At 35.7% G+C, this 23,677-nt stretch carries 26 protein-coding genes and 2 pseudogenes; 13 read left to right on the top strand and 15 right to left on the bottom strand.

The annotated features are described in order from the left end of the window. Positions 1 to 25: 25 nt before the first annotated feature. Positions 26 to 136 (bottom strand): annotated as a pseudogene (locus J2S17_RS07820) (SDR family oxidoreductase); the annotation flags it as partial. Between the two features lie 284 nt (positions 137 to 420). Between J2S17_RS07820 and J2S17_RS07815 the strand changes: the two are divergent. The 3 genes from J2S17_RS07815 to J2S17_RS07805 all read left to right on the top strand — a co-directional run bounded on the left by J2S17_RS07815 (position 421) and on the right by J2S17_RS07805 (position 2,951). Continuing rightward, positions 421 to 972: a GNAT family N-acetyltransferase gene (locus tag J2S17_RS07815; protein WP_307473556.1), complete on the top strand. Its 552-nt coding sequence runs from the start codon at positions 421 to 423 to the stop codon at positions 970 to 972. 312 nt (positions 973 to 1,284) lie between these two features. Next, complete coding sequence (locus J2S17_RS07810) at positions 1,285 to 1,914, top strand: LysE family transporter (protein ID WP_307473554.1); 630 nt, start codon at positions 1,285 to 1,287, stop codon at positions 1,912 to 1,914. A gap of 239 nt (positions 1,915 to 2,153) precedes the next feature. Further along, positions 2,154 to 2,951 (top strand): GNAT family N-acetyltransferase, encoded by a 798-nt coding sequence (locus tag J2S17_RS07805; RefSeq protein ID WP_307473552.1) that lies wholly within the window; start codon positions 2,154 to 2,156, stop codon positions 2,949 to 2,951. Positions 2,952 to 3,025: 74 nt separating this feature from the next. Here the strand turns inward: J2S17_RS07805 and J2S17_RS07800 are convergent. Continuing rightward, a pseudogene (locus J2S17_RS07800) lies at positions 3,026 to 3,462 on the bottom strand (alcohol dehydrogenase catalytic domain-containing protein); the annotation flags it as partial. Positions 3,463 to 3,989: 527 nt separating this feature from the next. Between J2S17_RS07800 and J2S17_RS07795 the strand changes: the two are divergent. Next, positions 3,990 to 5,039: a DUF1835 domain-containing protein gene (locus tag J2S17_RS07795; protein ID WP_307473550.1), complete on the top strand. Its 1,050-nt coding sequence runs from the start codon at positions 3,990 to 3,992 to the stop codon at positions 5,037 to 5,039. A gap of 49 nt (positions 5,040 to 5,088) precedes the next feature. On the opposite strand, the gene J2S17_RS07790 is transcribed toward J2S17_RS07795, so the two are convergent. Beyond that, positions 5,089 to 5,274 (bottom strand): CsbD family protein, encoded by a 186-nt coding sequence (locus J2S17_RS07790; protein ID WP_307473548.1) that lies wholly within the window; start codon positions 5,272 to 5,274, stop codon positions 5,089 to 5,091. A gap of 146 nt (positions 5,275 to 5,420) precedes the next feature. Here J2S17_RS07790 and J2S17_RS07785 point away from each other — a divergent pair, with 146 nt between their 5' ends. Further along, positions 5,421 to 5,963, top strand: coding sequence for a M15 family metallopeptidase (locus tag J2S17_RS07785; protein WP_307473546.1), 543 nt, complete (start codon positions 5,421 to 5,423; stop codon positions 5,961 to 5,963). 186 nt (positions 5,964 to 6,149) lie between these two features. Continuing rightward, positions 6,150 to 6,944, top strand: coding sequence for a PHP domain-containing protein (locus J2S17_RS07780; RefSeq protein WP_307473545.1), 795 nt, complete (start codon positions 6,150 to 6,152; stop codon positions 6,942 to 6,944). A 74-nt stretch (positions 6,945 to 7,018) separates the two neighbouring features. Here the strand turns inward: J2S17_RS07780 and sat are convergent, their stop codons facing one another. Both sat and cysC read right to left on the bottom strand, forming a co-directional pair. Beyond that, positions 7,019 to 8,161, bottom strand: coding sequence for a sulfate adenylyltransferase (gene sat, locus J2S17_RS07775; RefSeq protein WP_307473543.1), 1,143 nt, complete (start codon positions 8,159 to 8,161; stop codon positions 7,019 to 7,021). Beyond that, the gene (gene cysC, locus J2S17_RS07770) at positions 8,154 to 8,780 is read right to left on the bottom strand and encodes an adenylyl-sulfate kinase (protein WP_307473541.1); all 627 of its coding nucleotides are present in this window, start codon (positions 8,778 to 8,780) and stop codon (positions 8,154 to 8,156) included. Before cysC ends, sat begins: the two co-directional genes overlap by 8 nt. A 309-nt stretch (positions 8,781 to 9,089) precedes the next feature. On the opposite strand from cysC, the gene wecB reads away from it, so the two are divergent. From wecB to J2S17_RS07755, 3 genes are read left to right on the top strand one after another with little or no spacing between them, the layout of a single operon-like run. Further along, on the top strand, positions 9,090 to 10,181 hold the full coding sequence (gene wecB, locus J2S17_RS07765) for a non-hydrolyzing UDP-N-acetylglucosamine 2-epimerase (protein WP_307473539.1): 1,092 nt from the start codon (positions 9,090 to 9,092) through the stop codon (positions 10,179 to 10,181). Continuing rightward, positions 10,174 to 11,160, top strand: a complete 987-nt coding sequence (locus tag J2S17_RS07760) for a polysaccharide biosynthesis protein (RefSeq protein WP_307473537.1) — start codon at positions 10,174 to 10,176, stop codon at positions 11,158 to 11,160. The genes wecB and J2S17_RS07760 overlap by 8 nt, the downstream gene beginning before the upstream one ends. Before the next feature lies 1 nt (position 11,161). Continuing rightward, positions 11,162 to 11,989, top strand: coding sequence for a dTDP-4-dehydrorhamnose reductase family protein (locus J2S17_RS07755; protein ID WP_307473535.1), 828 nt, complete (start codon positions 11,162 to 11,164; stop codon positions 11,987 to 11,989). A gap of 55 nt (positions 11,990 to 12,044) precedes the next feature. Here the strand turns inward: J2S17_RS07755 and J2S17_RS07750 are convergent, their stop codons facing one another. The 4 genes from J2S17_RS07750 to J2S17_RS07735 form a co-directional block, all read right to left on the bottom strand. Then, entirely contained in the window at positions 12,045 to 12,671 is a 627-nt protein-coding gene (locus J2S17_RS07750) for a DUF1796 family putative cysteine peptidase (protein WP_307473533.1), read from the bottom strand. 29 nt (positions 12,672 to 12,700) lie between these two features. After that, a complete protein-coding gene (locus J2S17_RS07745; protein ID WP_307473531.1) occupies positions 12,701 to 13,636 on the bottom strand; it encodes an NAD-dependent epimerase/dehydratase family protein in 936 nt (311 codons plus the stop codon). A 100-nt stretch (positions 13,637 to 13,736) separates the two neighbouring features. Then, positions 13,737 to 14,945 carry a glycosyltransferase family 4 protein gene (locus J2S17_RS07740; protein ID WP_307473529.1) on the bottom strand — a complete coding sequence of 403 codons (1,209 nt, stop codon included), beginning with the start codon at positions 14,943 to 14,945 and terminating at the stop codon, positions 13,737 to 13,739. A 189-nt stretch (positions 14,946 to 15,134) separates the two neighbouring features. After that, the gene (locus J2S17_RS07735; protein WP_307473527.1) at positions 15,135 to 15,581 is read right to left on the bottom strand and encodes a hypothetical protein; all 447 of its coding nucleotides are present in this window, start codon (positions 15,579 to 15,581) and stop codon (positions 15,135 to 15,137) included. 200 nt (positions 15,582 to 15,781) lie between these two features. Between J2S17_RS07735 and J2S17_RS07730 the strand changes: the two genes are divergently transcribed. From J2S17_RS07730 to J2S17_RS07720, 3 genes are all read left to right on the top strand, one after another. Then, positions 15,782 to 16,690 carry an NAD-dependent epimerase/dehydratase family protein gene (locus J2S17_RS07730; protein WP_307473525.1) on the top strand — a complete coding sequence of 303 codons (909 nt, stop codon included), beginning with the start codon at positions 15,782 to 15,784 and terminating at the stop codon, positions 16,688 to 16,690. Positions 16,691 to 16,819: 129 nt separating this feature from the next. After that, on the top strand, positions 16,820 to 17,530 hold the full coding sequence (locus J2S17_RS07725) for a glycosyltransferase family 2 protein (RefSeq protein ID WP_307473523.1): 711 nt from the start codon (positions 16,820 to 16,822) through the stop codon (positions 17,528 to 17,530). Between the two features lie 26 nt (positions 17,531 to 17,556). After that, positions 17,557 to 18,327 carry a sulfotransferase family 2 domain-containing protein gene (locus J2S17_RS07720; RefSeq protein WP_307473521.1) on the top strand — a complete coding sequence of 257 codons (771 nt, stop codon included), beginning with the start codon at positions 17,557 to 17,559 and terminating at the stop codon, positions 18,325 to 18,327. A 334-nt stretch (positions 18,328 to 18,661) separates the two neighbouring features. On the opposite strand, the gene J2S17_RS07715 is transcribed toward J2S17_RS07720, so the two are convergent. The 6 genes from J2S17_RS07715 to J2S17_RS07690 form a co-directional block, all read right to left on the bottom strand. Next, on the bottom strand, positions 18,662 to 19,738 hold the full coding sequence (locus tag J2S17_RS07715) for a glycosyltransferase family 4 protein (protein WP_307473519.1): 1,077 nt from the start codon (positions 19,736 to 19,738) through the stop codon (positions 18,662 to 18,664). A gap of 49 nt (positions 19,739 to 19,787) precedes the next feature. Next, positions 19,788 to 20,000 (bottom strand): hypothetical protein, encoded by a 213-nt coding sequence (locus tag J2S17_RS07710; protein WP_307473517.1) that lies wholly within the window; start codon positions 19,998 to 20,000, stop codon positions 19,788 to 19,790. Between the two features lie 85 nt (positions 20,001 to 20,085). Beyond that, a complete protein-coding gene (locus tag J2S17_RS07705; protein WP_307473515.1) occupies positions 20,086 to 21,138 on the bottom strand; it encodes a M42 family metallopeptidase in 1,053 nt (350 codons plus the stop codon). Between the two features lie 140 nt (positions 21,139 to 21,278). Next, complete coding sequence (locus tag J2S17_RS07700) at positions 21,279 to 21,464, bottom strand: hypothetical protein (protein ID WP_307473513.1); 186 nt, start codon at positions 21,462 to 21,464, stop codon at positions 21,279 to 21,281. A 100-nt stretch (positions 21,465 to 21,564) separates the two neighbouring features. Further along, a complete protein-coding gene (locus tag J2S17_RS07695; protein ID WP_307473511.1) occupies positions 21,565 to 22,023 on the bottom strand; it encodes a hypothetical protein in 459 nt (152 codons plus the stop codon). 74 nt (positions 22,024 to 22,097) lie between these two features. Further along, a complete protein-coding gene (locus J2S17_RS07690; RefSeq protein WP_307473509.1) occupies positions 22,098 to 23,216 on the bottom strand; it encodes a glycosyltransferase in 1,119 nt (372 codons plus the stop codon). A 183-nt stretch (positions 23,217 to 23,399) separates the two neighbouring features. Between J2S17_RS07690 and J2S17_RS07685 the strand changes: the two genes are divergently transcribed. Continuing rightward, the gene (locus tag J2S17_RS07685) at positions 23,400 to 23,609 is read left to right on the top strand and encodes a hypothetical protein (RefSeq protein WP_307473507.1); all 210 of its coding nucleotides are present in this window, start codon (positions 23,400 to 23,402) and stop codon (positions 23,607 to 23,609) included. Positions 23,610 to 23,677: the final 68 nt, after the last annotated feature.

Raw genomic sequence — 23,677 nt, 5'->3', positions numbered from 1 at the left:
TTTGTTGTTTATCATGATATTATTCTTATAGAGCGGACCATCCACCATCAATAATAAGTTCTGTCTCTATAACAAATCTCGATTCATCACTTGCTAAAAATAATGCACCGTAAGCGATATCTTCAGGTTTGCCCATATAGAAAACCAGTAACATCTTGTAACATTCGTACCCATACTGTTATAGCAAAAAACTTACTAAAGAATTCAGTAAGTTTTTTTGCTATAAAAGTTTTTATAGTTGGTGCCTTAAGGTGGTTGATTATCAACAGTTACTATTGATTTCAACAAAAATATGTTAGAAAATTCAGAAGTATTATTTAAAAATTAATCAACAAATGATATTATCAAAATAATACAGTATAAAACTTTGTATAAAAAATTTACTAGCTTTAAATACAATGGAAAAGGGAGGAGCAATTGTTGGGACATTTTGTATATAAAAATTTTAGGATGACGGATGGTGGAAAATTTTGTATTAGAATAGCTACACCTCAAGATGCTGAGCAATTGTTAACTTATACAAAAGTAATCTTCAACGAAGCTCCTTTTTTATTATTTGTAAAAGGAGAATTTAATCCAACTTTAGAAGAACAAAAAGCATATATCGACCGGTTCTTGAATGATGAAAACAAACTTGCACTAATCGCCGAATTAGAGGGTGAAATCATGGGATTTATAGATTTCAGCAATGGCAATCGGCAGAGAACAATGCATCAAGGGACATTCGGGATGAGTGTAGCAAAGGAGTATCGATCCAAAGGGGTAGGTAAAGCCTTGCTGTCGAGTCTTATTTACTGGGGAAAACATAATCCAATGATAGAAAAAATACATTTGGAAGTCATGTCCCGCAATGAAAGTGCAATTAAACTATATGAAAGTGCAGGTTTTGAAAGAGAAGGCATAAAACGAAGAGCAATTAAGTTTAATAGTCATACATATGATGATTTAATTCAAATGGCTTATTTCTTTTGATAGGAAGAAATGCGGAAATCATTTAAACTCTGTAATACTGGTTGCAACTTAAGATTGTAATTCCACAACAATTAGCAAAGGATCTGATTTTGAGGGTCTATTAAGGAACTATTAAAGTTGAAATAAGGTCCGTAAATATGTGAAAATTACAGTAAAATGGCTGGATTTACATCCATCAATATCATCTCCTTTCAAATTTATTATTCTATACTCGGGAAATACTATAAAAAAGTTGTCCTACTGCCCAGTAACGGAGAATAGAATGGTACAAGCAAGTTGAGATTTGCGTGTACACAAGGGGTGGTATATTTTATGGTTACTTTTCTTGGTTATATTTTTCTGGGTCTATCACTTGCAGCACCCATTGGACCCGTAAATGCAGCACAACTAGATAAAGGAATTAAAAGCGGATTTATCCACGCTTGGCTAGTTGGCTTAGGGGCAATGACAGCTGATGCAGTTTATATGATTTTGGTTTTTCTTGGTTTGGTCCATTTTTTAGAGATTCCTTTTATGAAAACTTTTCTATGGTCCTTTGGCTTTTTTGTCCTTGTGTATACAGGAGTTGAAAGCTTGATGAACGCTAGAAAAATAACTTCCACTTTTAGAAACAATGATGACACTCCAAGTAAGTCTTTCTTTTCCGGTTTTTTATTGTCGATATCCAATCCATTAACTATACTTTTCTGGCTTGGTATTTATGGGTCTGTCTTAGCAAAAACAACTGCTCAATATGATAAGGGATATGTAGTTATCTATAGTTTTGCCATATTTATCGGTTTAATTTTATGGGATTTAACAATGGCAAGCATTGCGAGCACCTTTAGAAAATATTTAACTGGCAATATTCTCGCGTTCATCTCTATTTTATCAGGCTTATCTTTAATTGCCTTCGGAGTATACTTTGGGGTACAAGCTGCAAAGCAATTACTTTTAGGTTAGAGCATTTTTTCCTTTCTTTCTTAATGAATCTAAAAACTCGTCTGCTTAATTCATGTACCAATGTCTCACTAAGCCCATAAACAAATTTAATTTTTAAATTTACATTCTCTCTGATAATAAAATAAGTATAAAAGTATTTTCTTCAGTTAATGTAAATAAACATCAAAAGTGTTGATGAAATTTTAATCGTTTTAAAACCTGTGGAGTGAAAATAAAGAAACTGAGGAAGGTGCCTATATATGGAGATCAAAAGCTTAGATGGTTTTTCCGATACGAAGATCGTTTCTGTATGGAATGAGGCATATGAGGATTATGCAGTTCCTGTACGAATGACAGCAGAATCATTTTTCAAACGCATGAAAATGTTAAAAATCGATAATGTCTGTTCATTCATCGCAGTAGATAATGACAAGCCTGTGGGAATTTGTTTACATGGTATATCTCTTGAAACGAAAACAGCATGGTGTGGAGGGATGGCCATTCTCCCAGAACATCGCGGAAAAGGCATTGCCAAAGAATTAATGCAGTCCAGTTTTTTAGCTCTGCGCAAACACAATATAAATACTGTCTATCTTGAAGTATTAGCTGACAATACGACCGCTTATGCTCTATATCGAAATTTAGGATATCAAATGATCACACCATTATACTATCTGAGTGGGAAATTAGTTGAAGAAGGTGAATCAAGTCTCACATTGGAACAAGTAGTTGATAACCCTTTTTTTGAGGATGAAAAAACGCCGTGGCAAGCAAAAGAGGCACATCTTGCTAATTATGAACAGCTTATTCTAAAGAATCAAAATGTCGTTATTGGTCATCTTATTGTTCAAAAAGCAAACGAAGGTATCATTATTCGCCAATTCCAGCTATCTAAAGAGCTGGATGACTATTTATTGACTCAATTTTTAATCTCAGCAAGAAAATATTTCGGAGAAGTTGAATTGAAGTGGAATGATTTCTATTTGGCCCCAGAGTTATTGGAACAAAAGTCGTTTAATTTGAATATCACCCAATATCATTTAAAAAAAGAGCTATAAATATTCAGAAAGTAATCTATCTATAAGTGAGCCCCCCTTTCGGTTGAAAAGGGGGGAAATATAATAATTCTATTTGGAATAACAAAGGGGGTAAAGTTTCCGGAAGGTACCTTTAAATATTCGGCCTGACCACCTGGATGGTTACCGAACTTCTCTGTATAACCAAAGTATCCCTTAGAATCATAATGAGGGTTTGAGTTATCACATTGGCTTTCCATTTCATGTTGGCAATAATAACAATGTCCACATAAAACATTAAAAGGGATGACAACACGGTCACCCTTTTTTACTTTAGTGACTTCAGGTCCCATTTCCTCTACAATGCCCATTGGTTCGTGACTAATTATGTATCCTGGGGGTAGTGGCATATTACCTTGATATAGATGTAAATCAGATCCGCAAATAGCCGTTGAAGTAATCTTTACAATAATATCATCTTTTTTCCTAATTTTGCATCCTCTACCTGATTCACCTGTACATGATTTGGTCCTTGATATGTTACAGCTTTCATAATGCAGAGCCCACCTAGTTCTTTGTTCGTAGTAGTTAATAATATTAACTATGTTCAGCTAGGAATGTAAATAATATACTGGGTCACTCTTAGCATTATCATTTGAAAGACTTTAAGTAAGTTCTTATTCGAGAATTGGGCAAGAATTTTGTACAAGGATTTGTGTTTTAATTGCCAGTGTGAACTTAAATTAAAACGGATTGAACATGAATCGATCGATAAGGCATATCTTGCGTATTAAAATAAATTTAGGTGAAATCCCTGTTTATTGATAAATTCTTAATTTAAGATAAAAAATCAGTGATTTAATAAAATTCTGTAAAATAGAAACAAAGATATCTTTACTTGCAGCTTAAGTTTGTAATAAGATCGGCCAAGGTTTAATGCGCAGAAAATATTAGATGATACAAATAGGAACAATAATAATGCACCATATGATCATTCAATTCATACGGCGTATTTTGTATGATACGAAGGAGATGGGGAAAATACAAACTCGAGTGAATGGTTCATGTGTCTATTTTTTCATGGAACCGAATATTGTGATAGTTTATCACTTAAATGAAGACCACTATGTCACTAACGGAGAGTGTTTAGAGGGAAATGAGGTATTTCATCTTAAAGAAGGGATGAATTTTTTCGATTTTAATCATCTCGACAATGATCCTGAAACTGAAAGAGGTTATTTTTTTGAAGACAGTACAATACATGAAATGATAAACGAGATTAATCAAGAAGTTAAAAAACGGGGCAGTTATATTGCAAACCTGTCATCATCGATACATCTCGTTCCATCTGATCAGGATTCTGGATCTATTAAAGTTGGCCTTCGTCGAGTAAATGCGCTCTCACTACCCGATTTTCTCATGGTTGGCCCAATAGAAAATTTAGTAGAGAAAAGTGGTCAAAACGTAAGAAGTGAATGGCTATTTGATCATATTAATGATTTCAGAGAAAAAGTGGAATATGAGAGTCAATTTTCTCAATTTCTGTTGTATATAGATGATATTCCTAAGCAAATACCTATCTATATTTGGTTTGCAGATAACACACATGATCAGGTTTTCCTGCGGTTCATCATCAAATTACTAGGGGATAAGAAAAATAACATCTACCTAATCAACACGACTGAATCATGGAGCTCAATTTCAAATCAAATTTCTGTTAATAGGATAAACAACCTCAATCCTGAAAATTTACGACAAATTTTTGAGGCTAATAAAAATAGTAAGCTGTTAACGATTGAGCAGCGAAAAAATTATGAGCAAGAATGGAAGGTTATTTCAGAACAGGGTGATATGTTACGTGCTTGGAAGGACAAGCAGCTGCATACTTTACCTGAAGATTATTTTGACATGCATATTATTGAAAAAATTAATGAGATGCACCATCGACAGAAAGATAAAGACTTCATTCAAGTTGGAATGATCATCTATGAATTATTAGAAGGTATTGAAATGAATCCAGGAGCCGACTTCATGGAGTACAGAATAAGAAACTTGGTGTATATGGGGCTGTTAGGAATCAAAGGTATCCCAAAATCCATGCACCATTATAAAGTTAAAATGCCATCATAAGTTATCAATGACAAAAAAAGCTTGGAACCCAAGCTTTTTTTTGTTGGTTTTATTTATTATTAAATGTTTTAGAAACGGCTTCCTTTGCATCACCTAGTTTTTCTTTGGCATTGCCTTTTAATTTATCCATTTTCCCTTCTGCTTCTTTCGACTCGTTGCCGGTCAATTTACCATACTTCTCTTTTACATTACCTTTTAATTGATCTTTATTGCCTTCATGTTGTGTTTTATTCATGAAAATCATCTCCTTTGGCTTGTTGATTATTATATACCCGCTTTTCTAACAAAACGAAACCTTTTATATAGCATCTACGTTATAATAACTGATACACTAAATAATAAAGCTCAGCTTTAGATTTTCATAAAGAGAGGTTTAAAAGATTGAGAGTAGCCAAGCTATTAAGGTTGATCGTATTTCTGCTCATTATGTTTGTAGTAGGACTACTGGTCTATCAATATATTGTTTTTCCTGAATATGAAGATGCACTAATGCCGACAAATTTACATCCAGTGGTTGCTGAAAAGAGAGATGATTTGATAGTAAGAGCCGCGGATAAAGGAATAACCGTGGTGATTACGGATGATTTTAGAAGTTCAGAGGATCAGGAGGCATTGTATGAAAAAGGTCGTACAGTTGAAGGAAATATCGTCACAAATGCAAGAGGGGGAGAGTCCTATCATAATTTTGGACTTGCGATTGATTTTGCCCTTTTAACAGTGGATGGTGTCCTTGTATGGGATATGGAGTATGACGGCAATGGAAATGGACTTTCTGATTGGATGGAAGTTGTAGATATAGCAAAGGAAATTGGATTTGAATGGGGTGGGGATTGGGCTAGTTTTAAAGATTATCCTCATTTTCAATATGACTATGGATTATCGATTAGGGATCTGCAACGCGGGAAAAGACCACCTGAACAGTAAAGACTTTTTTCTACTATTGGAAAGAGGTCTTTTTTATGTCCTGGTTAGTTTTTCACCTTGAATATTCTTTAAATTCATAAAAATAATTATCATTTTGTTCATAAATATGCGTGTCTACCATGTGAAAACCACAGTCGAACAAGTAAATCGGCCATATATTATAGTAATAAAAAAGGAGAGAGGTTCATGGATATAGGAAAACTTATTTTAGAAAGTAAATTTGATCTTCATTTGCACACGACTGCTTCAGATGGGACATTAACTCCTACTGAAATTGTTGAAAAGGCAGCCAGTAAGGGTTTAAAGGTCATCGCAATCACTGATCATGACACTTTGGATGGTCTTGAAGAGGCAATAACAAAAGGGCAAGAATATGATTTAACAGTTTTGAGCGGCATAGAATTGACGACAAAATATGCAGGGGAAAACATAGATATTCTCGGCTATAATGTTACTCAATCTCCGCAATTACAAGAAGTATTGGATAAAATTCAAGAGCACCGAAGGAATCGTGCAAAGTATATTATTCGAAAATTTTGTCTGATTGGATTGTATTTAACGGAAGAAGACGTTCTGAAGCATAGTTCAGGAGGTGTGATTGCTCGTCCTCATATAGCTAAAGCAGTTGTAGAAAAAGGATATGCAAGCAGCCAACAAGAGGTCTTTGACAAATACTTAGGGGATGGGAAGCCTTGCGACGTTGATAAGTTTGTGCTGACACCAGAAGATGCAATAGAACTCATTCATCAATCAGGCGGACAAGCAGTGCTGGCACACCCAGTTCTCATTCATAATGATCATCTAGTAAGAAAATTAATGAAGCTCCCGTTTGATGGGATTGAAGTGTGGCATCGGAAACATGGAAAAAAAGATGTGAAAAGATACAAACGAATGGCAAAAGAATTTGGCAAAATCATGACTGGCGGCTCCGATTTCCATTATGAAGGTCATCATATTGGAGATTTTGGCTTTCATTCATAAAAAACCATAAAAAACCTGAGGACTAATAGAATTAAACCTAATGTAAGCCCCCAGTAAAACATGGGTATGGCACCTTATGACTGATTCCTCATTTCTTCTATTAGAATATCAATTACTTCTGGACGACTAAACTGTTTTGGGGGTGTCATGCCATCCTTAAGCATACTGCGTACTTTTGTACCAGATAAGTGAAGGTGAAACTCATTACTATGAGGACAAGTTTTACTTGAAGCCATGCTATCACATCTCAAGCAGTAAAAGCTATGTTCAAAGGCGAGAATAGTCACTCCAAGTTCTTCTTCTGTAAACTGCTCAAAGATCTTCTGTGCATCATAAGTACCATAATAATCACCTACACCAGCATGGTCGCGCCCAACAATAAAATGAGTACATCCGTAATTCTTCCGCACAATAGCATGGAAGATCGCTTCTTTTGGTCCAGCATATCTCATAGCTGCAGGAAAAACAGCCAAGAATACACGGTCTTTCGGATAATAATGATTTAATAGTGCTTCATAGCTTTTCATTCTGATATTGGCTGGAATATCATCCGATTTTGTTTCCCCAACTAATGGGTTTAAAAAAAGTCCATCAACTGTTTCCATTGCCGTTTTCTGAATATATTCATGTGCTCGATGGACTGGATTCCTCGTTTGGAAACCAACTATTGTTTTCCAGCCTTTTTGATTAAATTCCTCTCTTGTTTGTCTTGGAGTTAAATAGTAATGATTGAAAGACTGGTTTTTTTCAGGTTCCTTAATTAAAGTTATTGGTCCGGATGCGTATAGTTCTGCTCTTTCAAATAGTTTTTTAACGCCAGGGTGGCTTGGATCTGTTGTTTGATAAACTTTTTTAGCTTCATTATTTTTATCAGGTTCATAAATTTCTTCTAATGTGATGATGCCATAAACTTCGCCGTTATAAACGAGTTTCACCTTTTCCTTTAATTGTAAATAGGACGCCTCTTCTCGCGTAATTGGTAAGGTGATTGGAATACTCCAAATGGTACCATTTAATAATCTCATAGAATGGATGACGGATTCATATTCGGATTTTCCGAGAAAACCATCAAGGGGACTATATGCGCCATTAGCGATCAATTCAAGATCTGAAAGAGCCATTGAGTCAAGCATTATCTCTCCAATAATCATAGAGGTATCTGTGTCATGATTAAATTTATTAATTAAGGTTCCTCCATGTGGACGGACATTAGTCATTTTCATGAACCTCCCATTCTAATAGATTCATCTCATCAATTAAATATGAATATAGTAAATCCGCTGATTCCAAAATGGAATGTGCATCTGTATTAATAATGAGATTTGGAGAAACGGGTTCTTCATAAGGCTGATCAATACCGGTAAAATGTTTAATCTCTCCTGATCTTGCCTTTTTATATAACCCTTTAGGATCACGGTTTTCACACTCTTGTAACGAACATTTAATATACACCTCGATAAATTCCTCGTGTTCATAAAGCTTTCTAGCATTTATGCGATCGACCTCAAAGGGAGAAATTAAGGCACCGATGACAATCACGCCTGCATCTACAAATAGCTTGCCTATTTCTGCTGTTCTTCGTATATTTTCTTTCCTGTCTTGCTCACTAAAAGATAAGTTTTTGTTAATGCCGTGACGTAAATTATCACCATCTAATAAGTAAACACTTGCACCAGCCTGGTGTATTTTTTTTTGAACAATATTGGCAATGGTCGATTTTCCTGAACCTGATAAACCAGTGAGCCAGATCATTGCGCTCTTATGGCCATGAAGCTTTTGCCTATTTTGCTTGCTCACCTGTGACTGGTGCCAAATGATATTTTCTGAATCATTCATATCCTCGCTTTACTCCTTTCATGTTTCTGTTAACTAGATAATCACTGGATTTCCTTTCTAACTAGAAAGGGAATTATTCTTAATATTTGTATGTATGAAGTATTTGCTTGTACATGGTATTCGCCTGCAAATAGCTAAATAGCTCGAGTTAAAATATGACGTCTTTTATATTCAGGGCAAATGTTGAATTTTTGTTAGGGCTAAAATCTAATAGAGTCGCCTATAGCAAATAACGAAAACAAGCATAATTTATATAAAAGGCAATCGCTGATGGGGATTTTAATTATTTAGTCCAGGGGAGTGAGAAAAATGAAGATCATGACTATTTTAGGGACAAGGCCAGAAATCATTCGCTTAAGTTTAATTATAAAAAAACTTGATGCACTTGCTGATAAACATATCCTAGTTCACACAGGACAAAATTTCACTGCCGAGCTTAGTGATGTATTTTTTAAAGAGCTTCAAGTTCGAAAGCCGGATTATGTATTCCTTCATAATCTGCAGTCACTCGGAAGCCAATTATCCACTATATACAAGGAACTCGAACCGATTTTGAATAAGGAAAAACCTGATAAGGTCCTTGTGTTGGGGGATACAAATAGCGGATTAAGCTCAATCTTAGTTGAGCGGATGGGTATTCCAGTTGTTCATATGGAAGCGGGAAATCGCTGCTTTGATTTAGAGGTGCCAGAAGAAAAGAATCGCAAGGTGATTGATGCCATATCAAGCTTTAACCTGCCATATACACCTCAGAGCAGAGAGAATTTACTTAAGGAAGGCATACCATCCAATAGGATATATCTTTCTGGAAATCCAATAAATGAAGTGTTGAATTATTATAATCAGCAAATTAACAATAGTGCCATTTTAAACGAATTGAAGTTAAGTTCCCAGGATTACTTTTTATTGACCGCACATCGTGCAGAAAATGTAGACTACGAAGATCGTCTAAATGAAATTATTTCAGGAATTAATCTTGTTGCAGAAAACTTTCAAAAAAGGGTAATTTGCAGCATTCATCCAAGAACAAAATCAAAAATTAATGCTAATCCTTCGTTATTCGTTCACCCATTGGTGGAATTCCACCAGCCATTTGGTTTCTTTGATTTTGTAAGCTTGGAAAAGAATGCTTTTTGTGTGTTGACTGATAGCGGTACAGTACAGGAAGAGTGCTGTTTATTCCACGTACCAGCGGTGACCATTCGAAAAACGACCGAACGCCCTGAGACCATCGCATGCGGTAGCAATATGATATCTGGCATTCAGGCTAACCAAATTCTCAATTGCGTAAAGGTCATGATAAGTCAACAAAGAGATTGGGCATTTCCAGAAGGATATGCTGACAAAAATGTATCAGATAAAGTGATGAAAATATTACTAGGGGGACTTAAAGTTGTTTGAAAACAAGACGATTTTAGTGACAGGTGGTACGGGCTCATGGGGCTATGAACTCGTTCATCAGCTGTTATCATATGAACCAAAAGAAATAAGAATATTATCGCGAAATGAATCCAATCAGTTCTCGATGAAAGAAGCTTTTGACCATCACCCTGCACTAAATTTCCTAATTGGAGATATTAAAGAAAAGGAATCAATATTGAAAGCTTGCGAAGGAGTACAATACGTATTTCATTTAGCTGCATTAAAACATGTGCCCGTTTGTGAGGATCAGCCGATTGAAGCGTTGAAGACGAATGTCATTGGAACGCAAAATGTCATCGATGCAGCCATACAATGCAAGGTCGATCGAGTTGTATATATATCGACAGACAAGGCATCTAATCCATCCAATTTTTATGGCCTCTCCAAAGCGATGGGAGAAAAGTTAATTATTCATGCGAATACTTTAAATACTGATACCAAATTTGTTTGTATAAGAGGAGGGAATGTTCTAGGTACCAACGGCAGTGTGATTCATGTATTTAAGCGGCAAATTCAAGAAAAGCAAAAAGTCGGTATTACTGATCTTAAAATGACTCGGTTCTTTTTGACTGTTGAAGAGGCGATCAAGCTTGTATTTAAAGCTACTTTTGAAAGTATAGGCGGTGAAACATTTGTAATGAAAATGCCCGCCTGTAATATCATTGATCTCGCACAAATCCTGATTGAGGCTTCTGGAAAAAAAGATGTGGAGGTTGAAATTCTGGGTGTACGTCCTGGTGAGAAAATCCATGAATTGCTGCTGTCTGAATATGAGAGCACGATGACAATTGCTTACGATGATGAATATTATGTGATTTTGCCTTCCATTTCAATTAAAGGAGTAAAGGAGCATTATAAAAGCTATCTGCCAATCAATCTAGAAGAATACAATTCTGGCAACACCTTAATGACAAAGGACGAAGTGAAGAAAATGCTCGTTAAAGGTGGGTTTATTTAAAATGAGGCTCTTAATATTAGGAGGGAAAGGGATGGCTGGACATATGCTTACCTCCTATTTTAGCAGCCATTCCGAGTATGAGGTGTTTTATACAGCCAGAAGTCATCATGATCCTCAAGCTATCTTTTTAGATGTGACAGATTCGACAAAGGTTGAAGAAGTCATTGAGAGAATTAAGCCTGATATTACAATCAACTGTATCGGAATATTAAATGAGAATGCAAGCAATCATACGAAGCTCGCTTTTCAAGTGAATAGCCTCCTGCCTCATCAATTAGCAAAATTAATGGAAAGGCGACAAGGGAAATTAATTCATATTAGTACAGATTGCGTTTTTCTTGGTGAAAAGGGGAGTTATGCAGAAACTGATGAACCTGATGGCGATTCTATTTACGCACAATCAAAGCATTTAGGAGAAATTATTGATCATAAACACTTAACCATTCGAACCTCCATTATTGGTCCTGAATTAAAAGAGGATGGAATCGGCCTATACCTTTGGTTCATGAAACAAAAGGGCGAGGTTAAAGGTTTCACAAATGTATTTTGGAATGGGGTTACAACATTAGAATTAGCAAAAGCGATTGATGTGATGATTAAGCAGGATATTAAAGGTCTGTATCATTTGGGAGCGGAAAAGCCGATTTCTAAGTTTCAGCTTTTGCAGCTGATAAAGGAAATCTTCGAAAAAAAAGAAGTGGATATTAAGCCGGATGGGAAAATGGTTCTTGACCGCACCATTCAATCGACAAGGACTGATTTTTATTATGAAATTCCCAGTTTTGATGAAATGTTATTAGAAATGAAAAGATGGATAGAAAAAAATTAGGCAAAAAGAAGAAGTGAAAGAATGCAGTTAAACGCAATCTTCACTTCTTTTTATATTACTTTTTTAATTTTACGTCTTTAAGCAGTTGTTTCCATAGGGCATCATTGCCTTCCCAAATTTCATGATCTGGCATTTCTACAACCGTTACATGTTTAATATCCCAGGTTTTTTCAATCATGGTTGGGATATTCTTATGATTAACGATAAGCAGCTCAAACTTGTTTTTAACCATGCTATTTAATGTCGCTTGAAGCTCCTTCACATCTCCATACTCAGCTTCTGTACGAATAAATAAGATTCTTTCACTCGTTTCAAATGAATCAAGAAAACGTTTGATTCTACGGTTATATTTCGCTTTCACTTCTGGGAATCCCCCTAAATGAGTAAGAGAATTTTTATCAGTATAAAAGTCATGATTAAAGCCTATATCATAGAATTTGTCCCATACATATAGATCCCGCTCTGATAAGTATTTCTCAGGAACAAGATTGTTAAAATTCAAAAAGTTTGCGAACCTGCTTTTTATTAATGTGGTTACCGTATCTGTCTTGGGCGTACCTATCCAATCAAATACTCCTGAGAATGGCCTTATTTGGTTATTTTTCATTTGAATGGCAGATAGACAAAGGTTTCCCAAGCTAAAAACAGTATTATACTCTCCTTGTATATCCTTTAAACTCATATTGCACCTCCAATCTCTTAGCATATATTTTACATATCAGTTTCAGAATTCAGCAGATTAAAACAGTAGTCATACGTCTTTTTTAATCCATCAGATATATCTGTTTTTGGATGCCAATTGATTATTCTCTTTGCCTTTTGGTTATCTAGGCAGCTATGTTTTATATCTCCCTGCCGTGCTTGAACATGAATGGGAGTAATCTTAGAATGGTGAACCTCATTAAATTTTTGAACGATTTCATTTACAGCGGTTTTTTTACTTGTGCTTACATGAAGGGTATTATTACTTGCGTTAACAGAAGCTAAAATATTTGCCTGAACCACATCTTCTACATATACAAAGTCTCGAGTCTGTTCACCGTCTCCATGTACATTTATTGGTAAGTTATCTCTCATTCTTTCTAAAAAGACAGCGATCACACCGCCCTCTCCTTTTGCTGTTTGACGAGGACCAAATACATTTCCATATCGCAATATTGTGTAAGGCAGTCCATAGAGCTCATGAAAAATTTTTATATAAGATTCTGATGTGAGTTTTGATAATCCATAATAGGAGATTGGGATAGAAGGGTCATCTTCATTTATTAGTTGTTTTTCTAAGTTTCCATAGACTGCAGAAGTAGAAGAAAATATGAACTGTTTTACATTTGCTTCTTTACAAGCTTCTAATAAATTGATGGTGCCGCTAATATTTACGTCTGCATCAAATTTTGGGGAATGTATGGACTTCGTGACATCAGCCTGAGCAGCTAGATGAAAGACGATATCAGGCTTTTCTCTTATAATGATTTCTTTTACCTTGTTATTTGTAATATCAGTATGATGGAAAACTGCGTTAGGCTGGATAAAAGTCTGATGTCCAGTAGATAAATTGTCGATGATATGCACTTCATCTTTTCTTGTAATGAGTGCTTCCACAAGATGGGAACCAATAAATCCGGCACCACCTGTAACGATTGCCTTCAAAAATATAACCTCCATTCGGACAAATTTGTTACTATTCTATGTGATAAGTAAAGCAGTTGTATAAACAATTGGCCCTCCTTATGAGCTATTTTAGGTTCAACTATTTTGAATGATTTAAGGCAATGGCTTTATAATAGACAGTTAAAAGTTTTGAAACGGATTGATCCAATGACCAATGTTCAAGTGCCCATTCTTTGGCTCTTTGACCCAAATTAAAACGAAACTGGTCCTCTTGAAGTAAATAGTTGATATGTGCGAATAACATCAGTTCATCTTTTGGGGGAACGAGTATCCCTGTCATACCATGTTCAATGATCTCAGGGACACCTCCAACAGCACTGACGATTACTGCGGTACCGCTTATCTGTGCTTCAATTACGGATAAAGGCTGATTTTCTATTAAGGTTGGCAGAATCAACATGTCAGATATCGATAGGAGAGAGGGGATATCGTCTCTGCTTCCTAGAAATTGAATATGTTGTTGTAAACCAAGCAGCTGCGTTTGTTTTTGCAAATCCGTTTGTTTTGGTCCGTCACCTGCTATCCAGCAAACCCAATCCGATCGCAGCTTTTTTAAATGATATAAGGCATCAATCAAATGGTGGATACCTTTAAACTCTGCCAATCTGCCAGTGTATAAAAGGATTTTTTTGTTCTTTGGAGCTTTCATCTTGGCAGGCTCTTTCATTTTTTGTAAAAATGACTCAATATCATATCCATAATGAAGGGTGGATATTTGTTCTTCATTCACTTTGAATTCTTCTGTTAGAATGTTTTGCATCCATCTATTCGCAACAACTGTACAGTCAGCAGAGCTTGCTCCTTCAAATTCCAATTCGTGAAAATAACGAATGCCATTTAGCGATTTTTCACTTAATCTATCAGCATAGCATGCTTCGATGATTTCATGAGCAACGCACCCGTGTAATGTGGCGACCATACTTGTATGTTTTGGTCTGATTTTATTGATGCATGAGGAAGATACCACATCTTGAGTGTGTATGAGGTCATATTGGTTTAAATCTAGAGTTTTTACTGCTTCTTCGTAATTAAGCCGTAAATTATCATACATTTTTATAACTGGGTCAAGAGGGGGTTCATTTTTTATTATATTTATTAAACCTGCGAAATGAGAAACATCTATTAGTTGATTTTTATTTACGAGATGAACAAATTTATGGTCTTTTCCATATCCAAGTAAATCAACTGAATGTCCAAGCACCTCAAGCCTTTCTTTTAGCTGGAGCATATATTTCCATACACCGCCAGTGTGTGGGACCTGCCAAAATGTAGCAAGTAAAATATTCATCGTAACATCCCCTTTGTAAAAGAATTCTGTTACTAATATAAGTATTCAAACGAATAGGTTTGTTATGGACGAATGTACAAAAAATTAGTTGATTAATCGTATAGTAATCCAAAATCCATCTATAAATAGCGCTAAAAATCTGGATGAAAATATGCAGAAAGCAGGCATTTAAATGCCTGCTCTTTTCATTTAAACGTTGTCAGAATATGCTGCAGCATAGAAAGTTTCAGGACCAGTTCTTGTTGGCAACAAAAGAATTCCTCCAGGAGCACTTATAAATGCTTGATAAACTAGAAAATTATCAGCGGATGTTGGATTAAAGTCTGCTGCATTGAAGGAAAGCACAGTGGTGGAAGCAAGTCCAAGTCCAGCCACTGGCAATGTATCCGTAGCTGAATAGATCAATGCTCGTCCAGGTCCTTGGCCACGATAGATATCAACTCTTATCGGTGTTAAGACCGATGCTAATGAAGAAAATGTCACTGATAATGAAATCCCTACCCGTATATTAGCACCTGCACCAGCAGTGCTTAGACCTAAAGTACCGAACAGAGCAGGAGTAGTCGTAACTGGGATAGAAATGGCACCATTTGTACTAGCATTTTGTGAAGTTTGTGCATCTAAAAATTTCCCCAATAGTTTCACCTCCCTTGCAATAATCTTGTATATATTATGATTTATATCAAATTTTAGCTTGGACAACTTTACCAATAAGTCGAAGATATTTAAGTGTTTTATTCGTTCGCCCACAACAATAGAAAATACTAATCATAAAATACATGAGCACATAAAAGGCTTTTGAAACAGTCTGTAAGTTAAATAGAGGATGGGGAGAAATGAAGGAAAAGGGCAAAATACTAATTACTGGTGCAGGGGGGTTTACTGGATCCCATGCTTGTGAATTTTTTTATAATGCCGGATATGATGTAATTGCAGCTGGAAGAGGAAATGTCAGCGATCCTTGGAGAGTTAAATATTATCGATGTGAATTGACTGATAGTCAAGAAGTAGACAGGATGATAGGTACAATACAGCCACAATTCGTGCTTCATCTAGCTGGTTTTAATGACGCAAGTTTATCCTGGATGAACCCGACTATAGCTCTAGAAGCAAATGTAATTTCTACTTTATATCTTGTAGATGCTTTGCGAAGAATAAATCCTGATTGCAAAATCATTGTTGCGGGTTCTGCCCTTGAGTTTAACCCTAATTCAAAGGACAGCTTAACTAGTCCATATAGTTTAAGCAAAACGATGCAAACCATGATTGCTCAATCATGGATGAAGCTCTATAACATGAATATTATTATTGTAAGACCTTCAAACTTAATTGGACCAGGGATATCAAATGGCATTTGCACTAAAATGGCGAAGGTAATCGTCGAACTTGAGAAAGCGAACAAGAGCGGAAAAATGGATGATTTAAATATAAATGCCACGCGGGATTTTCTTGATGTGAGGGATGCCGTTTCAGCGTATGAGATTTTGTTAAGGAAGGGTCAAAATGGAGAGGTTTATGACATTTCATCTGGAAAGGTCCATTGCCTTTTAGATATCGCATCTATCTATCAATCTTTATCTTCTATTCCTTTTGAAATTGTACCTCAAGAGAATCCCAAATTGGATCATTCCTTAGCCAAACCTCCAGAAAAAATCATGGGATTGGGATGGAAACCAAAGATTCATATTAGAAAAAGCTTGACTGATATATTAGAGTATCAGCGGGAAAGGCATAAAGATATCTAAAGTAAATAAGAACAATGCGATTGTTCTTATTTTTTTGTATATCTGTCCATTACTTTTGATTAATCAGTTCATATCATATTGAAGGTATCTTGTCTTATAAATATTAATAAAATAAAGGGGGATAAACAAATGGGCCCTAAGGTGACCATTATCATTCCATTCTATAATTGTCCCTATGTAGATCAAGCTCTAGAAAGTGCAGTCAATCAAACCTATGAGAATATCGAAATTTTATTAATAGACGATGGATCGACACAATTTACTGAAAAAATAACTCCCTATAGTAAAGAGATTAACTATATTCGGAAAGAGAATGGAGGAACAGCATCAGCCTTAAATACAGGCATTCAATCGGCCTCTGGAGAGTATGTAGCTTGGCTAAGTTCAGATGATGTTTTTATGCCTGAAAAAATTTCTAAGCAGTTATCATTTATACTTACTAATCAAGCAGATATGGCCTTTACAAACTATCACATTATAGATGCAGAAAAGCAGGCGGTAGTAAACTGGGCATGTCCAAGATTTGCCACAGTAAAAGATATTTATCATGCATATTTAACCTTCAATGCAATCAACGGATGTACTGTTTTGATTAAAAAGAAGATCTTTGAGAATATTGGCGAATTCGATTTGAATTTTAGATATACTCATGATTATGAAATGTGGATGAGGATATTGGTCAATGGATATAAAGTACATTACCAAGATGAAGCTTTAACAATGTTCAGGCAGCATAACCAGTCAGGTACAAGCAAGCATCAAAAAGAGATGTTGAATGAAATGAAGGTAATTGAAGGAATATATCTGCCAAAAATGAAAGAACTGATCAAACGATTATAAGTCTACGAGAAAGGTGGTGTGTTTTTTTGAGTGATACGAATAAAATAGCAGCAATGACTACCATATTGAACCCTTCATATATTCCTCTGCATAATCATGATTTTCCACTTATTCTTCTTTGGTCTCCTAAAAGTGCCTGTACAACAATGAATAGATGGTTCTTTTATCAAATTGGCTTGCTGCAGGATGTTGCAACCGAATCTGGAGGGGAGGTTCATAGCTATAGAGACTATGTATATCGTAAAGACCCGGAATACACTGAGGCATTAAAATTGGATTTACTACAAGGGAAAAAAGATATCATTAAGGTAGTAAGAAATCCTTATAAAAGAGCGGTGAGCTCCTATTTGCATACGTTAGCTGCACCTTGGCTCATTCATTATTTTAATCGTAAAATTGAGGAAGGTCTTTCTTTTAAACAATTTCTTATTGAATTAAAGGAGATGGGACCGCAATTTATGACAATTGATCGTCATATTGGCCAACAATATATCACAGGTGAAGAGCTTTTTAATATTCAATATATTAAAATTGATGATCTTAATAACCAAATTAGGAGAGTAGAAAAAGAATATGGCTTGTTAAAGTCACCGCTTTATAGACTATCCGGCTCGTCTCATCATTTCTCAAAAAAAATGAAGCGAGAAGGTAATTACGCCGATCAGATATTAAATATTGATGCTTTTTCTAATCTGTTGCCCAAAATGAACAGCTTCTACAATGCAGAAACAAAGAAGCTAGTAGAAGATTTATATGCAACGGACTTTTTGTTGTATGGATATGACAAGGAACTATAACTATCCAGCTCCAATGTGACTAACAACAATATATTAGACTAAAAAAATCTTAGCCTGTGGAAAAATTAGTTCACAAGCTAAGATTTTTTAGTGATATTTAAAGAAATAAATTTTTTATAAGTTAGGCTCTTTTCTAAGAGAATGTCATAGGTTTTGATAAGACAAACCATTGAATAAAAGGTGATTGGAGCGGATGTGTGTGACTCCTGCGGGAGCTGCGGGATAGGTGAGACCCTGCAGAGTTCACCGCCCGCCCCGCGCAAAGCGATTCACCTGGAGAGGAAATCAACGACTACCTGCGAAAAGCAAACAAGTATACGAAAATAGCCATAAGTTAACATTCCAATCCGATATCTCTTAACATGTTTCTAAAATTGTCAGCATAAGCATCAGGACTAAAGTGCGTTTCTAAATGTTGAAGTGCATTTTCTCTTATGCTTTCCCTTAAAGTGATATTTTTCATTAGATCTAATCCTTGTTTAAATCCATCTATTGGGGAGCCTAATTTATAATACATACCTGTATGACTTTGAATGATTGCACTTCTGACACCGCCAGAATCACTTGTCAATACAGGGCATTTACAACTCATCGCTTCAAGAAGGACGTAGGGGGCACCTTCCACCTTTGATGTAGAACATAAAAAACCGCCTGAATTGCCAATAGTAGAAAAATAGTTAGCCATTTCGGAATTAGGGACATTATTGAAAATAGTTAGATTTCGATTAAGCCTTGGTTGACTAATCATATTTTGAAACTTCTGCCTTTCAAGCTGGTTACTTATTGTGGGGTCCTCGAACATATAGATTTTTAATCGGTGATTTAGTTTTTTTTCTAAGTAGGTGGCGATTCTTAGAAATTCACTCCAATTTTTGTTGTCTTCTATTCTGCCAACCCATCCTATAATTGGATCCTCATTTGATAATTCTGGCTGGTAACAAAATTGTGTGGAGTCAAAGCAATTATTAAAATGATACTGAGGTATACTAGGGAATAACTCATCAAATAACTGATTGATATGGGGCGTTTTTGGATTTAGTAAACCATCTGCATATTCTTTCACTATAGGAACCGCATCTGTAAATGCCGTTCTCGTTACCCGTTCAGAACCATAACCTTGGATTTCTACAATCATTTTTCCTTCATATCCTAATTTCCTTAGTCTGGGAAGTGCTTTAAAATCAGATACCACTATGATGGCGCTGTATTTCCCTTTTTTAATAATTTCTTTTATTTCTACGTCTTTATTGGTAATAAAGACAGGAGCATGATGCTCGTTAATATTATTTTTCTTATTTTCATAGTATAGGAAATGAGCATTTATATTATATTTTTTTAAAGCTAAACTTCTCTGCCTATTTAATGTTTCTACACCGCCACTCGGCACATAAAAAATGAATAATATATTCATCTGCTTCCTCCAGCCTCTATGTTTGGATTGTTCACACCTTTTTAATACATTATGCTTTGAGGGCAGAAATTGTCTGGACAAATATACATGCTTTGGCGACGAATAGTTCCATAATTAAAAATAAAGCTGTTTTCGTATACTTTGTTGCTTTTCGCAGGTAGTCGTTGATTTCCTCTCCAGGTGCTCGCTTTCCGTGGGGCGGGAGGTTAGCCTCACCTGTCCCGCTGTTCCCGCAGGAGTCTCTCACATCCGCTCCAATCAACTTTATGAAAACTTATGATAAAACAACAGTCTTTTAGAAAAGTGCCAAAAATAAAGAGGAACGCCATATAGCGCTCCTTAGCATCTTAATATTTAACCATTCCAGCTTGTAAGTAATGATAAAGCAGCTTCGCAGTATTCTCAATAGACTTTTCATGAGTGCGTTCAAAGGCATGGGAAGAATCAATACCTGGCCCTATTAAGCCGTGGACAATATCATGGCCAGAGCGAATAGCTGCCGATGCATCAGATCCATAATACGGATAAATATCGAGTTTGTAGCCGATATTATTTTCCTTCGCGAGTTCTACAAGGCGTTTGCGCAGTTCGTAATGATAAGGTCCGCTAGCATCCTTTACACAAATGGAAACTGTGTATTCATCTGTTGCTTGTCCATCACCCATAGCCCCCATATCAACAGCTAAGTACTCAACCGTTTCAGGAGTGATATTCGAATTCCCGCCATAGCCTATTTCCTCATTATTTGAAATTAAGAAATGCGTGGTATATGGCAGCTCTAAGCCTTCTGATTTTATTTGTTTAATCAATTGGAGCAGTATGGCCACACTTGCCTTGTCATCTAGATGGCGTGATTTAATAAACCCAGATGGTGTAATTTGTACGCGCGGGTCGAAGGAGACAAAGTCACCTACTTCAATTCCTAGATTCCTGACATCTTCAACGCTATGAACTTCTTCATCAATGCGAACTTCCATATTGTCTTGGTTCCGTTCAGCTTTACCTGCATCTTTGTATACATGAACGGATGTTTGATGCATTAATATTGTACCAGTAAATTTTTGCCCGCCTGATGTTTCGATTTCACAATATTCTCCTTCAATGGAGTTATAGCGAAATCCGCCGATTAAATCGAGCTTGAGTCGTCCACTTGGCTTAATTTCTTTTACAATCGCACCTAGAGTATCAACATGGGCAGTAAGCATCCGATGTTGATCGTTATTCTTGCCTGGGAGGGTAGCAATCAGGCCACCTTTTCTATTTCTCTTCGTTTCAATTTGAATATGATTAAAGAAATCTTCAACATATGTAATAACTTCATTCGTATTTCCAGAAGGGCTAGGAATGGACACAAGCTTTTTTAATAATTCAAACGTTTCTTTCGTACTTGGATAGGTCAACGTAAAATACTCCTCTCAATCAATTGGATTCAAATAACATTATACTCTTTTATACTTTCTTAAAAAACAGCCATAAGTAAATTTTGTGAAAAGAATGAAAAAAACTGGTCAAAAAATGACCAGTTGGAATTTAAATTTTATTATTTTCGAAGAATGGCTTTCAAGCCAAGGTATAAGATTGCTACGGAGAAAACAATAACCGCAATTCCCCCAATGATTGCAAAAAATTCTGCAATTCCAGGTGTAATAATCGCAGATGTTGGTAAATTAGCCAAACCAAATCCCGCCAGTATTCCAGCTAGATATAAAATCGCCAATTGATACATAATCATCCCTCCCTCTATTATAGAGTATGAAGGGCTATCAACTATTGTTTTGACAAATGCCTATTTTTAGAACCATCTGGATATATTTTGGTGCGGTTCATTATTTCTTCGTCATTTCTTGAATGGCAATTACTTTTATCGCTGTTAATTCTTCTTCTGAAAGGCGATTTGTAATCATATCCATGATTTCAGACTTATCCTCTGGAGTGATGCCTTTCTTAACCTTGGAAGTTACCACTTGAATTTCCTTTATAGAAAAGTTCTCTGAAATCTTTTTAACCACTTGTCCTTTTGATTTAAGAGGGAGATCAGAGTCGTTTAAATTAATGGCGGATATATCCTGTGATTCTTCTTGAAGCAGAGTCTGAATAACTGGGTCGGTAATAAGGTTGTCGATCTCTTCGTCAGATATGACAGCTTCAACCTCCTTCAATACTGTTGCTGAGATACCTTCAATTGATGCAAAATATATTAAAGTAAATGTGAAAGTAATTGCTAGGCAGGACATAATGATAAATGTTATTTTTTTTGTTTTTTCAATAGTATAAATAGACGTCACTTCCTTTACAGCCCTGCAAGAATTAGGGTCGATATATAGAATATTTTAACATCAAAGTTTAGTTGTGGGAAAGTTTAAAAGTTGTCTATTAGAACTTGGTCATATATTTCTCTTATCTTAGCTGCTGATTCGTCTAAATTAAAATCTGTTGACAAAAGGGTTCGTAAATGAGAAGAATGAATACCCTTTTTATGTTTATGGATTGACAATTCTATATCTCTTATTAAAACGGATTGATTGATGGAAGATGGAGCGCTATGGTCAGCGAATTGACCATAGCGCGCTATTTTCCAATTATCTTTTGTCACAATGCCTAGATACCCTTCGCTTCCTGCAGCTATTACACATTTCTCGGATGCTATTGCTTCTAATGCAGTTCTACCTGTCCCAATAATACAATCTGCGATAGATACATATTGATTTAAATATGGCTGATTTCCCACAAAATGTATACATTTCCGACCTTGTTTTCTATTTAGGTGAGCTGTCATATTCAAAATTTGTTTAGTACGATGCCCTTCACCTGCAATAATCAAATGAACAGCAGGATTATTCATAAATTGAAAAGCATTTAATACCATCATGCAAATATCTGCTTTTTTCCATTCAAGTCTGCTGGCATATAAAATAATATATTCATTTTCAGGTATATTCATTTTAATCCTTAATTCTTGTGATGGATGAGGCGAAAACTCATCCATATCAATCCCGTTGGGTATAAGGACTGGTTGTTTTGGTACATATTGCTGCATTTTCTCATATACAAGGGGGCTTACTGCAATTAACTTGTCAGCCTGCATAAATACATTTATGAGCTCCTCTTTACGATTATATAATCCATGAATTGTATATATAAATGGAATATTTCTAGATTTTGCAATAGCACATGAAAAATAACTAGAATAGACTTGGTGGCCGTGTATAATGTTGATTTGTTCATTTTCAATGATTCTATATAAATCTTCAGCCGCACTACTAAACAAATGAATATCGTTTGTAAATACAGTAGGGAAGTCCACAATATAATATGGGAGTTTCTCATCTGCAAATCTTTGCTCCATAGCACCTGAATTAGCAGCTATTGTGGTATAAATACCTTCCTTTTTTAAAGCCTTCGCAATACTGAGAACATGTGTAACAGCACCATTCGTACCTAAATGATCAACAATCATTAGTACTTTTATTTGACCCAATTTTCTCACCTCTTCCATATTCTATTCGCGTATTCTTCCACTTGAGAATCAATTTGCGCATCTAATCTTGGATAAATCAGTGAAAAAAATAAACAGGCAGTTCTACTAGGGAAGTCGTCCATTCGAAAACGCTTTTCCAACATAAAATGGTTATTAATTAAGAAATGAAGGAGGGTATTTTTTATGGCTAATAATGATTTATTTAAATTACACCCTGCTTCTACTATCGTTGATTTAGGTTTTGTCAACAATTTAGTAAGTAATATTCTTGTGCAAGAAACACCAGGAGCTGGTTTACCGATCACCGCACCAGCACCACGCTCTGGATTAAGAGCAGAATTATGGGAGATTGTTGGGTCTCTTGTAGAAATCATCACAACTGCAGACCTTTAACAGGTGTTTTATCAAATGTACGAAACGATTATGCTGTTGTAACATCTGGCAGTACATTTTATTTAGTG

This window comes from Cytobacillus purgationiresistens (assembly GCF_030813235.1).
GTDB classification, from domain to species: Bacteria; Bacillota; Bacilli; order Bacillales; family Cytobacillaceae; genus Cytobacillus; species Cytobacillus purgationiresistens.
The sequence above is the reverse complement of the archived record's forward strand: the minus strand, read 5'-3'. Positions and strand labels throughout refer to the sequence as shown.